14 protein-coding genes are annotated in these 13294 nt (G+C 36.4%); 7 read left to right on the top strand and 7 right to left on the bottom strand.

Annotated elements, in window-relative coordinates; translation table 11 throughout:
- Positions 1-114 precede the first annotated feature (114 nt).
- Positions 115-756, top strand: a complete 642-nt coding sequence (locus QNI15_RS26700; RefSeq protein WP_314001702.1) for a hypothetical protein — start codon at positions 115-117, stop codon at positions 754-756.
- 172 nt (positions 757-928) lie between these two features.
- On the opposite strand, the gene QNI15_RS26695 is transcribed toward QNI15_RS26700, so the two are convergent.
- The 6 genes from QNI15_RS26695 to QNI15_RS26670 form a co-directional block, all read right to left on the bottom strand.
- On the bottom strand, positions 929-2497 hold the full coding sequence (locus tag QNI15_RS26695; RefSeq protein ID WP_314001704.1) for a hypothetical protein: 1569 nt from the start codon (positions 2495-2497) through the stop codon (positions 929-931).
- Between the two features lie 13 nt (positions 2498-2510).
- Complete coding sequence (locus QNI15_RS26690) at positions 2511-3437, bottom strand: hypothetical protein (RefSeq protein WP_314001706.1); 927 nt, start codon at positions 3435-3437, stop codon at positions 2511-2513.
- Positions 3438-3561: 124 nt separating this feature from the next.
- Positions 3562-4344 (bottom strand): DUF6175 family protein, encoded by a 783-nt coding sequence (locus tag QNI15_RS26685; RefSeq protein ID WP_314034649.1) that lies wholly within the window; start codon positions 4342-4344, stop codon positions 3562-3564.
- Positions 4345-4624: 280 nt separating this feature from the next.
- The gene (locus QNI15_RS26680; protein WP_314001710.1) at positions 4625-5086 is read right to left on the bottom strand and encodes a hypothetical protein; all 462 of its coding nucleotides are present in this window, start codon (positions 5084-5086) and stop codon (positions 4625-4627) included.
- Between the two features lie 5 nt (positions 5087-5091).
- Positions 5092-6777 carry a CsgG/HfaB family protein gene (locus tag QNI15_RS26675; RefSeq protein ID WP_314001711.1) on the bottom strand — a complete coding sequence of 562 codons (1686 nt, stop codon included), beginning with the start codon at positions 6775-6777 and terminating at the stop codon, positions 5092-5094.
- Between the two features lie 28 nt (positions 6778-6805).
- Positions 6806-7624: a CsgG/HfaB family protein gene (locus QNI15_RS26670; RefSeq protein WP_314034647.1), complete on the bottom strand. Its 819-nt coding sequence runs from the start codon at positions 7622-7624 to the stop codon at positions 6806-6808.
- Positions 7625-8001: 377 nt separating this feature from the next.
- On the opposite strand from QNI15_RS26670, the gene QNI15_RS26665 reads away from it, so the two are divergent.
- From QNI15_RS26665 to QNI15_RS26640, 6 genes are all read left to right on the top strand, one after another.
- Complete coding sequence (locus tag QNI15_RS26665) at positions 8002-8205, top strand: hypothetical protein (protein WP_314034646.1); 204 nt, start codon at positions 8002-8004, stop codon at positions 8203-8205.
- Positions 8206-8399: 194 nt separating this feature from the next.
- A complete protein-coding gene (locus tag QNI15_RS26660) occupies positions 8400-8753 on the top strand; it encodes a hypothetical protein (RefSeq protein WP_314034645.1) in 354 nt (117 codons plus the stop codon).
- A 694-nt stretch (positions 8754-9447) separates the two neighbouring features.
- Entirely contained in the window at positions 9448-9762 is a 315-nt protein-coding gene (locus QNI15_RS26655; protein WP_313987235.1) for a hypothetical protein, read from the top strand.
- 72 nt (positions 9763-9834) lie between these two features.
- Positions 9835-10278 carry a hypothetical protein gene (locus QNI15_RS26650; protein ID WP_314034644.1) on the top strand — a complete coding sequence of 148 codons (444 nt, stop codon included), beginning with the start codon at positions 9835-9837 and terminating at the stop codon, positions 10276-10278.
- Between the two features lie 209 nt (positions 10279-10487).
- On the top strand, positions 10488-11198 hold the full coding sequence (locus tag QNI15_RS26645) for a DKNYY domain-containing protein (RefSeq protein WP_314034642.1): 711 nt from the start codon (positions 10488-10490) through the stop codon (positions 11196-11198).
- Positions 11199-11909: 711 nt separating this feature from the next.
- Positions 11910-12500, top strand: a complete 591-nt coding sequence (locus QNI15_RS26640) for an energy transducer TonB (protein ID WP_314001723.1) — start codon at positions 11910-11912, stop codon at positions 12498-12500.
- Positions 12501-12612: 112 nt separating this feature from the next.
- Here QNI15_RS26640 and QNI15_RS26635 read toward each other — a convergent pair whose 3' ends face one another.
- The gene (locus QNI15_RS26635) at positions 12613-13071 is read right to left on the bottom strand and encodes a GNAT family N-acetyltransferase (protein WP_314001725.1); all 459 of its coding nucleotides are present in this window, start codon (positions 13069-13071) and stop codon (positions 12613-12615) included.
- Positions 13072-13294 lie beyond the last annotated feature (223 nt).

Raw genomic sequence — 13294 nt, 5'->3', positions numbered from 1 at the left:
TCAACAGAGTTACTTAAAATCAAAAAAATAGTTAGTAACAGATAGTACTACACTATGTTTTTAGTATATCTTTAGTAAGATATATAGTCACAGCAAATTAACTCGTGTTGATCTATGCAAGGCACTCTGATTATTTTGAGTCTTGCCGGTATTCTGATACTAAGTATTGGCAAGGTACATACAGATAGTACGAAGATATTGTATGAAACGGATCAGGAAAAGTATTTTTTACAGCAGAAAACTACCCTACGCACCGAAGACAGGCAGCGTGACAGCTTGCAACCTGTCCTTGTACTACTAGCTCAGGCCCGCGTCATTCCAGAAGGCTATTCCAGAGAGAACGTCCTGCTTTTACGAAATTACAAGCTTGCAAACGGATATCTTTCATGGATTAAATTAAAACTCCCTATCTGGAACGAGGTGACAGATTGCCTGCTGATTCATGATTTTCGGAAATTGATCCGAAAGAAAGTAATACATTCTACTACCAGCCATGATTTTACCTTTCGATTCCAGCAAGATGGACTGTTTGTTTTTACTGCCTATATCACCCTTACTGATCTGGTAGATTATGAGGAATATTATATTGTAGATAAAAACACAAGCCGTCTCTTTCTTAGTGACCGCTTTGAAACGGCTGACAGTTTGTATGCTTCTTCCATTTTTCGCCATAAGCGCATCTGGTCAGGCCTGAATCTGGAAACTCAGCAACCTTTTGAGAAGATCATTCATCCTCTGCAATGGGATGTGTTTTGAAGATGGAACTTGTTTAAGTAGAAATATTTTGTGGAAAAGGATTATGATAATATAAAGTGAACTTTTGGCATCTAACTAATCAATTTGAGGTAGTCAGGGGAACTTATAATATATTATACACCCGCTTGCTTTTAAAGCAGGTGTATAATACTAATAGGCTGTTTTCTCTGGATTATGGCTGATAGAAGCTTGCCATATATTCTGCCGAGATTTTTTTGTTATACTTTTCAAAGTTCTGAGAGCCACAACTTGTCTCATAGTCTTGTACGATTTTCATTAAATCGTCTGCTTTATTGGATTTAATATTATATGTTCCACTATTAATCTTTTTAGTTACATCTGGGCAGGATTTGAAGATTTCTACCATTTTCTTCTTATAATTAACCATATAGGCGGCAGCATCTCCCAAGTCAACACTTGGATACTCTCCAATAGTATTGCTTTTGTTAAATAAAAATAACCAGGCTTTATTTACAGTAAGATATACTAATTCAATATCTGGAGATTTGTAATATCTTCTGCAGATAGCTGTTGCAATAATTTCATACGAAGCACCTGCAGCGGAGAATGCTTGTAGGTCAGTAGGTTTAAATATTTGCTTTGGCTTTCCAGTTGGAATAAATTCAATTTGCCTTTTTTGAATATTTACATCAATATCCAGAATTTCACCATGTAATGTATCGCCTTTTGCTGTTACAACAAAACCTTTTTGAATAGCCTGCTGATTTAGTGCATCCTGACCTGGATTAGTATTTGATATTCCCAATAGATTGTTAACCGTTGCTTTTTGCTTGTCTACAGGTGCGGTTGCAGAGGAACGGTATATACTTGTTTTGCCACTTGCCAGATTTTCTTTGAATGTATCATGCTCTGTTTTCCAGCGCTTACGTTTTTCTATTTCCTTCTTCAACTGGTTTCCCCATAAATCTTTTACGTCTGACTTATCCATTAATGCTGCATATTTCTCTGCATCGGCAATATTGTAAATCAATGTGTTTATCAAAGCTAGATTATAAGTACAAACAAAGTATAGATTTTTCTGTTCTTTTTTAGTTGGGTCTAGTTTGTCTTTTTGTGTGTCCCAATAATTTAATGCAGGTTGGATACTTGCTTTAAAGGCCTGATCATTAGGCTTCCATATATAATCAGTTGCTGTATTTTTGACATCGGCAAAAGCTTTTTCAAACCCTATATAATCATAGGTTGCTTCATCATCTTTCTTAAGATGGGCAAAGAAAAAGGTACCCTCATTGACAGCATAATCATATGATTCATGGATAGAGTATACCATTTCATCGATAGCGTTATATACCGCTCCCTTAGGAGTGACAATGGTATTTGGATAGCTTGCTCCTTGCGTAGAGGATTTCTGGATATTATCTTTCTTTAAAGTCCTTCCTTGATTATCAAGGACTTCATAAGAAAGGTTGATAGTAACTATAACAGGCTGTGATTCTGAGTCTGTCTTTGTTATTTTTGCATTAATGGTAAGGTCAGCTTGTCCTTCTACCGGCTGAAAACTATCAAATTTGATTTTACTTTTGAGTTCTTCCCTGGTTAAACTTAGAGGTTTTAACCAGTTGTCACTGGCATCTAGTTTCACAGAGTAGGTTTTAAAATTTTCGGGTAATGGAGTAACCGGGTATATAAGGCTACGAACAGGTATATCCGTAAATTTTACTTTTTGCGCATAACTGCTGACACTTAACAATAGAAAAACAAAGAGTAAACTTTTTTTCATACAAATGAGTATTTTATGGGGTAATAAATATGTAATGGGTATTTTGGTTTTTATAATAATTGGTCACTATTGATTTCAGGATATCAAGCTGATACTTTGTGGAAAGGGTTTCTCCATTCTGTTGTTTCATGCGCAGTTCCCACGTTTTGCGTTGTACCTCACTAGTCTCTTTTTCAAGTTTTGCTATAAGTTGATTGTATTTCTGCTCACACATACCAATCTGGCTATCTATCAGATTGAGATAAGAGACAGCCGTTTGGTAATCTTTAACTAAAAATGCATTTTGGGCTTTTAAAAGGTTTGTCTGACAATTTTTTTGTTGGTAGTTCTGATAGGTCTCTGCCAATAGTATATTTACTTTTTGCTGACAGGTATTTCCTTCTGGTATTGCATACAAGACAGTTAGGGCAGATTCGAAATCCTGTATCTGTATTTTCTTTTTGGTTAGGGCAATGAGTTGTGTACATTGTTCACTATAATGGTTTTCTATTTTTCGTATGGTTTCGTTGACAAATTGTATTGGCGAAATGTGTTTCGGATTAAAATGTGACAAAGCATTTTGTATGGCATCTGCTGATGATTTACCACTCCCTGCTAGAGCTTGGGTATAGGTAGCAAATGTGTTCTGATAAATACGGTTTTTAACATATAGTACTAGGTCTAACTTCACAGTAGTTAGTTTTTGCATACCATCTACTGTTTGCTGATCGTTTATATTTACCTTAGGTACTATGATAAATGCGGCAGCATTGCTTATTGTCAGGTTTGCGTTGGTCAGAAGTGTTGAAAGTTTTGCATCCAGTACATTAATAGAATTTTGTGAAAGAAGACTGTCTGGTGCTGGAAGAAAAGGGCGAAGAGAAACCGTACTGTTTCCATTGGTTTGTGCACATAAAAGATGGCACATAAAAAACAGTGCTATGCCAGCTATTTTCTTCATAATGGAGATAAACATTAAAATTGTATTCAGTATAGATATACTTTTGCTGACGAAGTGGATGTTATATAGGTATTCTATGTTAGTAGGATATACTATTCGGCGAAATAACTAGGTAGTAGTAGCCTTACTGTATAGTGACAAAAAGCTTACTGCCAAGAATATCTCTTGTGGTTTCTATGCCAAGGGATTTAAGGTATGTTCTAAAATTTGCCAAAAATCGGCTTGGGCGATAGTTGTTGTTTGTAAATTCTTCTTTTAGAGGAACCCGTACATCATCAATAATCATTTTGGAGGCTGTAATCCCTTGAATATGGTAATATTTTTTATAGGCATTCTTTTCCAGCCATGTTTCAACGACATCTGACAACAAGGCATGATCTGAGCCTATCTCACTGTCCATGTTCCATTTGGAGGTTGTGGTAAATGTAATACTTAAAGATAGTGTACGTCCATTGGCGATTATACCTGAAAATTTCTGATTCATTACATTCAGAAAGTCGTCAATACATGCATTTACAGCCTTATCTGTAAGCTTGGCTATATCATTAGTATAAAATTTAGGAGATGTGCTTACTTTATTTGCCAGTGATTGTCCTGAAAAAGCATCGTATCCGTTGAGTATAACAGTGACAGAATTACCCGTTGAGTTGTAATTTACATTGACATCTGTTTCAACATAAAAATCTGCTCCCGAAAGTTCAATCAGTTGTTGCTTTAAAGTCGTCTGATTTTCTATTTCAAATGCTTTGTCTGTTTGGGTTTGTTTAAGCTTGGCTCTAAAGTCTATAGTAGAAAAACCGCGTGTATCAAAACCTTCCTTTACCCGGGTAATTGCAATACGTTTGTTAGGATCTGCTTCCAATACAGTACGTATATCCTGATGCTCCTTTACAAAAGGTATGACCATGATGGTTGGTTGTATAGTTACTGCATCCGAAGATATATTCTGGTTTGTTTGGGCAGACAATGGAAAACAGAAGAATAGAGCAATACATGTTAAGGAGATGTAGCTTTTAACTCTATTCTTAATACCTTTCGTACAATTTATTTTAGTGGTCTTTTGGTTAGGGAAGACTGTTATTGTATACATTTTATTATGTGATAGATTACTGTGTTGAAACAAGGAAGATATCATGTAATACATCAAACATTGTATAATTGAGATCTGTTTGTATTTGGGAAAAAGGTCAGAAACCGAATTTCTGAATCACACCTTGTTGTTCCATATGCTGGCGGAGTGCTACAATATTAATTTTAATTTTCACAGACATGCGTTTTTGCCCAGCCTTGTGACTCGCTCTGGCAATTGGTTCTGCCTGCATCAAAAAAGATCGGTAATGTTCATTTGTCAGAAGATCCTCAAAGTACCTCGCATGTTCCTGTCTTGCCTGAGTCTCATTTTGTACTAATGGTTGAGTCTGTGATGAACCTGGCACACCTCTGAATAATATCGTTTCAAATGCCATTTTTTCTGCTTTCTGTAAGGCCGCTTTTCCCCGTCCATAGCTTGTTACATTCAGTACCACCGTACCTGGTTCAGACTCACCTGCATAGGTAACTTCAGCAGAAAAAGGAGTTTGTCCGAGTATTGTTATAAGAAAGCTCCAGTATAAACCTATCGCGAGTATATATTTGTTTCTCCAATTCATCTTTTCTAATCCAGTAGCTTACGTTTGATCCGAACTTCCATTGGCTTGCCTGTTTGCATATTTTGATATATAACTTCTTCACCACTACGTACCTTGCAGATAGAAATCACATCGCTTTCCACTTTTTTGAGTATAATCTCTCCAATTTTAGTTGTTCTTTCCAGTATTTTACCATCTACCTGTTCCTGTGAAATTTCAAATACTTCAAGTGGAGTCCCTGCCAGTGCATTGAGAGTGGAAAATGTAACAGGCAGATGTAATCCACTTCCACTGCCTCCATTAATGACAACCTGTTTGGCTTTTTGTTTACTGGAATCCGTAATTTCAAGGATCTGAAATTTTGCAGGAAAATTTTGAAACAACCACCTGTTCATCTGAATTTGTAAGCTATAGAGCGCATCAGCTATGGCATTTTCAGGAGTACCTCTTGATTTAGAAGTTACAGCATTACCCTGAGTAATTGAAAATGTTTCAGACGATATTATTTGTCCTGTAGCTACATTGATAAGTTGCATATTGGCTCTTACATTGGCATATACACCTGTTGGAGCCTGCAGGGAACTCTCTTGTTTGTGTGAAAAAGCCCTACATTCAAATGCTTCACCGACTAGCAGAAAGTCTGCACCTATATTTTTTCCTTGTGCAATTACAGCACTTTGAGAAAGTTCTGCTTTTTGAGCTTCTTTATCCTGTTTTAGTACTTCCAGATTATTTCTTTCCAATAATCTGAAACGTCCGTGTGTCATAACACTGTTTAATGTCATTGTTTCCAGCATTTGACTATCTTCTGCTGAGATTCCTTCTTTACGTTGAAAGGGCATCATTGCAATAGAATATTCTTGCTGTGCTGTGTTGTTTAAACCCTTGGTATAAGTTGAAGCAAACAGTGGTTCCTTTGCTTCGTAAGCTTTTTTCAAAGCTTTTTTACCTGTCCATATTTTCAGCTCAGTAGTATTAGAGGTGGTATTTTTTGCTACAATCCCATTGGCCAAGGTAATATACCGAGTTATTGATTTTCCTGCCTGTGTTAATTTTCGGATTGTGTATATATAACAGTTAGTGTTTTCTTTAAAACTGAGCTCTTTTCCATAGGCTATATTTACCCTGGAAATTCCATTTTCTGACTGTTCAATGATATTTTGTACAGGTATCTGCAATGGAAAAACACCTCCAAGGTAATTAATAATGGTAGATGCTATTTTGTCCTGAATGTTCTTTTGTACCATTTGCATGCCGAGAGTTATAGCTTCATCCATGGTGCGTCCTCTTTCCAGATCCTGTTCATTCCCTACCATACAACTAAGCATGTCCCGAACACGTATTTCGCTGGTTTCTGCGTCATATACTGTTAGAGTAATCATCATAATTCCTTTAGATTCAATATAATCACGTCCACGATCTATTGAACTTGTGGGATTGATAACTTTACGAGCAGAAGTCGTGCGATAGGATAGAAAATTAATGGACATCATGTAATTAGCAGGGAGATAACCTGCATTTTCAGGATTTTTTCCCTGTCGTTCTGCATAATTAAAACGAATATTGTTTTGCAAAGCCTGAACAATCTTTGTATTAGTCAACTCCACAAGATCAGCAGGTACTTTTTTAGTATCAAAACTATAAGGTAGCAGTCCTAGTTGTACTTTTTCTATTGTTTGACCATATGTAAACTGAGCAAACAAATAACTCATAAATAGAAGGCAATATTTAATTATCATTTTAATCAATTGGTATACAGAATAATTTTGTCCCTTTTTTTATTTTTTCAGTAATAAGCTTGGTTCCATCCTCAAGAGATGCTACAGAAAAAAACTCGTTTTCAACCTCTGATATCTTTACTTTTCCGAGCACAATATCCCTTTCTATTTGCTTTCCATCTACTTCTTCATATACTTTTTCTTTTATCAGAAATTGCTTCTTTCTGGTAATTCCATCTTTACTACCTGCTGCAATCAGAAGTTTCTCTGCACCTTTTTTGCCTTCTTCAAGAATGCGGACAACTTTAATGGATGGCAGGGGAAAATATTTATATAAAAACTGTTTGTTAACAATCTTTACCATTATGTCATTGAGATCACTATGAGAAAGAACTCCATTGTCAAGAAGCACTTCATCCTCAAAGTTTATAATATCTGTTCCAAGCAGATTACCAGCCACAACATCATACAGTTTTACCGTCACCAGGCGTTGAGAAGGATCTCCACTTCCTGTAATAATATAGTTAGCTCCAATACTAATGCCTTGTTGAATAATTTTTCCATCAATGAAATTCTCTGTTTTTTGCAATTCTCTTTCCTTGTCAATAACGCTCAGGTTGTCTCTTTCCAGAACAGTAAACCGCTTATCTTTTAGAAACGTCATTGAGACATAGGTCTGGTAGTTAATAATTCGTTGATTGGCTCGTTCGGTTGATGCCCCTGTATTTGAAAACTTTACAATGGCTATTGTTGTATTGCCTTCCTGAGCCAGAGCAGATACGAAACGCAGGCATACAAAAACTAGAGAGAGAAGAATCTTACCACTATCCATATTGCTCATATATTATCTATAAATGCAGAAAGTGAATACCTTTAAATGAGACTATAGAGCGGTAAACGTAATAAAGTATGTGAAAAGAGAGGTTTCAATCGGCTGGTTATAATAATTATTGCATAAAAGAAAGTTTTTATACGCATTACAAATGATGTTGAAAATACTCCAAATCGCCGTAACTCTGTTCAAATGCTATGAATGGAAGGTATTAGCTGTATACCAATATCTTACCAACTATGTATGTTTTCTTAGAAGTTCAACCAAAAATTGGGAGGATGATTATTACTAAATTTAGGGTAGGTAATTAATCTGTAATTTACTCTACCTAAAAAACAAAAAGGTTGAAATTTGGAGCGACCAAGCCACCAAACCAACCTTTGAGGATGAAAACAATCATCGGAGAGCAAGTTATTGAAATTTTGGATACCGTTCCGTTAGCAAAGAATTTAGCCTGTAAAATATTTATTTCTTCGTTTGTCTTAGGCTGGATTGAGAGTCGAAAAGTACAGTTCCGGGAAGTTGATCTTCATATGGAATCCAAGTCAAAAGTTGATTCTGCCCAACGAAGAATACAGGCTTTTTTTTAAGAATATGTATTTGATTATCAACAAGTATGCCTTTTGTTGACCTTGTTTTTACCTAGAGGTAAATTGTGTTTATCCATCGATCGAACCGAATGAGACTTTGGCTCCTATCAGTGCAATATTCTGATGATAGTAGCTTATAATAGAACACAGAAGAACACATTCGTAGAGAAGAACACATCCTATTTTGTATCTGTATGTCACCCTTTAAAGCCCACAAGGTATCGGTCAGTGAGGTATTAAGCTTTATCCCCGAAGCGTTATTATCTCATCTTTCCATCACTACCAAAGTGGATCATTATGCCAAAGTTTTGCATGCCAAGAAAATGTTTTATCTTTTGCTGTATTCTATCTTAGACAATGACAGGCTAAGTCAAAGAAGCTTGGAAGATACCTTCAACTACTCAGGTTTTAAAGCTGTTTTTAATCTGGATTCGGCTGAAACAGTGCCAGAAAGCTCATTGCTAGACCGATTTTTGAGTATTGCTCCTGCGTATTTTAAAGAAATCTTTGACTATATATATGATCGGTTTAGTGAGCGGTATAGCTAAAGCGAAAGAGAAAAGTATCATTTGATGCGGGTAGATAGTAGCCTTTTCTCTGAAAATCTTCTGAGAAAGCATACATGTATAATAATGAGTGTATTATGACTTTACAAATGGCGTGATTGTAGTACCTTTGTATTGTTAGTCAAGCAGACATATCCTCAGACACACGTCTGGTTTAGATATAAAAATAAAATTTAGGTTGTAAGTGGTTTGTTACTGAAATTCCCCGAAGGTTTCCTTCTGGGAATTTTTGTTTTGTATGCCTGTCCTCCGTTACTCTTTATTTACCTTCCATCCGACCTTTCTTACCTTACCCACTACAGGTTACTAGAACTCATAATAGATCAAAATCATAGCTGGAAAAAACTACTATCTATAATTCTGATCCAGAAAAATTACCCTGGAAGCTAGCCTGCACTGCAGACAAATTCAGGATGTCATCAAGATGCCTCAACCATTTTTGGTATAAGATATTGAGCAGGTTGCCATACAAACAAAAAAGTTTAGTTACTGCTAATAACCATGTAAAATGGTTTAAATTTGTTTTCTATTCAAAAAAGCTGAATATCATTTGTATTCGCCTGTACAGGGCATATATAAGTGGTAATTTATTTGCTAACCACGGGTTTGGGATATGCTTATCATCAGAATTGTATAGGTATTATATGTTTTAAAACTCACAATTATATAGTATACTATGAAAAGATGGGCTCTAGAGGGAATGTACGAAGGTGCAATATTTAATCAATGGTATTTGATCATAAGTGCATGGGTCTTTTCTTTTATACTTTTATTTACAATTATAAAGTTGTGTAAGGCTTTGGGTTTTTTCCAGTATAGTGATCCAAAAAAGCAAGAAGCATATGTGGAGTGGTTGGACACTGAAGGAATGTTTTATGCTCGTCTCTACTTTCTGGCTGCTTTAATTGTAGTTTTCCAGCTTTTCATGACCTGGAAGAAGATTGATACAAAAATATTAGATACCCCACCTCCCTATTCTGAATACAATTAAGTATATATACAACTATCTTCTTCTTGGTATAAGAGAGGCTACTTGTTAAATGAAAACAAAGTCTCCCGAATAATGGAGTTTATAAGCTATCCGGACTTACGTGTACTACTACACGAAACTTTTCCCAGGTATCCTCTGGACAGACTGAATAAATACGATATCACACCTGCCACCTTTGAGAAGATAGCGGAGTTGTATAATCTTCCTTTAGCCTATAAAGAACTTCCGGAACTACTGGCTTTTAAAGAAGAGACAGAGAAGCTTCATGCAAAACTGTTTGGAGAGCTCTGTGGTGAGGATGGTAAGCAGATTGTCATTACAGATGAATTTATTAAAGAAAAGAAATTTGCTGTAATGGGGAGTAGTTATCTTCACACATTCATACATGACTACTATCCGGAAACATATAGAATGAGCCTATTTCAGCCATTGGATGTAGTATTCTGGTATGTTGATCAGAAGCTATTGTTACTAGTTCATCATAAAGGATATTATGCTTGGCTATCATACAATTAGTGCAAAAGAAGTATGAGGTGAGTCTGAATCGAAGCAATGTTCCCATCTCTCGGTTTACCATCTACTATCACTGAGGGTCTGCCATTATAGAATGGATTGCAATGGCCTGATTACTTTATCCTGTATTTTGCCTTAGAGAGGAAAATTACCCATCTTACCTACAGTTTTCAATAGAAATACATTTTGGTTGTGAACCCTCCATTTATTGTATGAGACTTTTATATGTTATTCCTGCTATACTTCTTATCATTATACTCCTGTTATTATCCTGTAAAAAATCAAAGCGTTCTTCTTTAAGGAATAGTATAGAAAACTGGATTCAGACAGATCGAAATCCGGATACTTTCGTCAATCCTATTGATGATACTACTGATCTGAAGATGATAGGCAACCAGATTTACCAGGCTAACGATGGTAAGGTGTATCTGCGGACTCTATATCCACATAGGTATAAAAGAGATCACTACGTGGAATATCTGAAAGACATTACTGATTTTTTGAACATAGCTGATTACAGAGAGTTAGATAAAGGATACTTTACCACAAAAGGAAAAGTGTATATGTGGTGGAGCAATGATGGAGGACATTATCCTGTAGAAGTGAAAGTAGCTGATCCTGGAACGTTTGTTCCTTTTGACTCAATAGCAGGTGGTAAAGATAAAGCACATGTCTTTTATGGAGGCCCACCAGGCAATATGGATACGCTGCCTGGTGCAGACCCTGCTACTATTCGTGTAATGAACCCCAAGAGAGGCTGCTGGAATTGTGGTGATTGCTATTTTGTGGATGCTAAACATGTGTTTTGGGGCTTACAGCCAATACTAGAAGCAGATTCTAAAACATTTCATCTGGTAGATAGTGAAGCTGTGGATGCAAGAGACAAGTATAGAAGCTATTATAATGGTCGTCCTATAAGGTAAGATGCTGAATTACGTCACTTGTAAGTCTGAAGGGAAAATAATTTAGCCTTCTTTAAATGGTAGTAATAAGTAAAATTACTTGCAAAACTAACATGGGTATGATATCTGTCGGGGGTGAAGGGCGTCTATACGAATCACCATGAATACAAACTATAAATGGAGGTGATACGCACTTTGTTTGATGAGGCGTGTGGTTGATATAAATTTTTATGTTGTTGCTGTATTTGTCAGATAATCAGCACTTTTGTTGGTGTGTTTATAAGTGAGTGTGATGAATTTTTTACGTGGTTAGTGTTACTAGTGTATAATTTTTATTTTCTATCTGCTCAATCTGTGTATTTTCTCTGCCACAAGGGATATGTCCTGTTGTACTTATAAATAATCCAATAGATAGCGCTTTTTTTAAGCCTAGCTCTTGTATTTAGGAAATATTTCGTCGAAGACCTTTGGCAATTTGGGGTGCTGAATGCATAGTGGTGGTTAGAGGCAACTTCTGTTAATCAAATAGAGATAAATCAATCCTTACATTCAGTATGGTTCCTACAGGAATGCTGACTATTACCTGTTTCCACTACAGTGTATCTAGGTATGTAAATGCTAGCAAAATTGTTTCTTGAAAAGTTGTTTCTATGTGCGTGCAGTCAGTATCAAAAATAACTTCTTGAAATTAACAAAAGAAAGATATAACTCATCCCCTTAACGTATTCAATCATGAAAAAGTCTATATTTCTCTCTTCACTCGTAATTGTACTGATCTTCTCTGGAAATGTAGTATTTGCTCAGAAGAAGAAAAGCTCTACAGCTACTAAAACATTGGCATCAAACCAGACAGTAGCTCTGGCCAATTCATCTGTTCCGGATAAAAAAGAATATGTTGCCGAACAGATGACAGATGAACAGGCATTGGAAATGGTTACTCAGCAACTGGAGGCAGCTACAACTACACAGCCAGCGGCTGAAGAAGTTCCTCAGATGGATGAAAACCGGATTTATACTGTGGTAGAGGCTTCTGCACAGTTTCCTGGTGGTGTTACTGCACTAAATCAGTTTCTCACTGCCAATATTCACTATCCTAAAGAGGCGAAAAAGGATAACATTGCCGGAAAAGTATATACCAAGGTTTTGATTGAGAAGGATGGAAGTGTTTCTGATGTACAGATTATAAAAGGACTAGGCCATGGCTGTGATGAAGAGGCTGTACGGGTCATTAAAACTACTTCCAATTGGAAACCTGCACGTCAGCATGAAAATATTGTTCGGTCTTATTATATGTTACAGGTTAATTTTGTCCCTGCCAATTAGTATTTACTATAATCTTCTGTTTAATTCCTGTTGGGTAAAGCGTTTGAACACCTTATGTTCAAACGCTTTACTTTTATAGTAAAGATATCCTGTCAGGTTTTTTGTATCTATATCAGCTTGCAAATAGCTTGCGCATACATACACTTTCCTCTATATCCTGATACGGACCATAATTAGGAATGCGGGTAAAACCAGAAGTCTCGTATAGACGGATGGCTTCAGGTTGCTTGATTCCAGTTTCCAGTATGGCTGAAGTATAGTGCTGTTCTGATGCCCAACGTTCCAGTTCCTGCAAAATCATTCGGCTGATACCTTTTCCTCTAAAGGCCGGATGAACAAACATCCGCTTAACCTCTATTTCAGTAGAAGACGAAGTAGGACGGAAGCCTCCACAGGCTACAGGCTGTCCTTCTGAAAAGGCTACTACTACCTGTACTCGTTCATCCAGTTTATTGCTAGGGGCAAATATACCTTGTTTATCAGGATAACGTGCCCACAGGTCTTTGTCGAGCATGCTGACCAATTCCATAAAGGCCGGATCTGTAACCGTTGTTCGTTTTAGTGAGATCATTATACTAGGTAAAGGTGGTTAGGAGGGAAGCAAGATACTGAGAGATAAGAATATATTTCAGATTTAGTCGTCTGTCATTTTTTACTTTTCTATACAATGAAGTTGTTTAGTATTTATTAAGAGGTTGGATTTTACGTAAAAAACGAATAGAGAAAGCCATATAGAGAAATGCAGTCCAGTTAGGCGCCTTCTTCTCAAACCGAATTAATAAGACTTTGAAACT

Source organism: Xanthocytophaga flava, from assembly GCF_030068545.1.
Lineage (GTDB): Bacteria > Bacteroidota > Bacteroidia > Cytophagales > 172606-1 > Xanthocytophaga > Xanthocytophaga flava.
The sequence above is the reverse complement of the archived record's forward strand: the minus strand, read 5'-3'. Positions and strand labels throughout refer to the sequence as shown.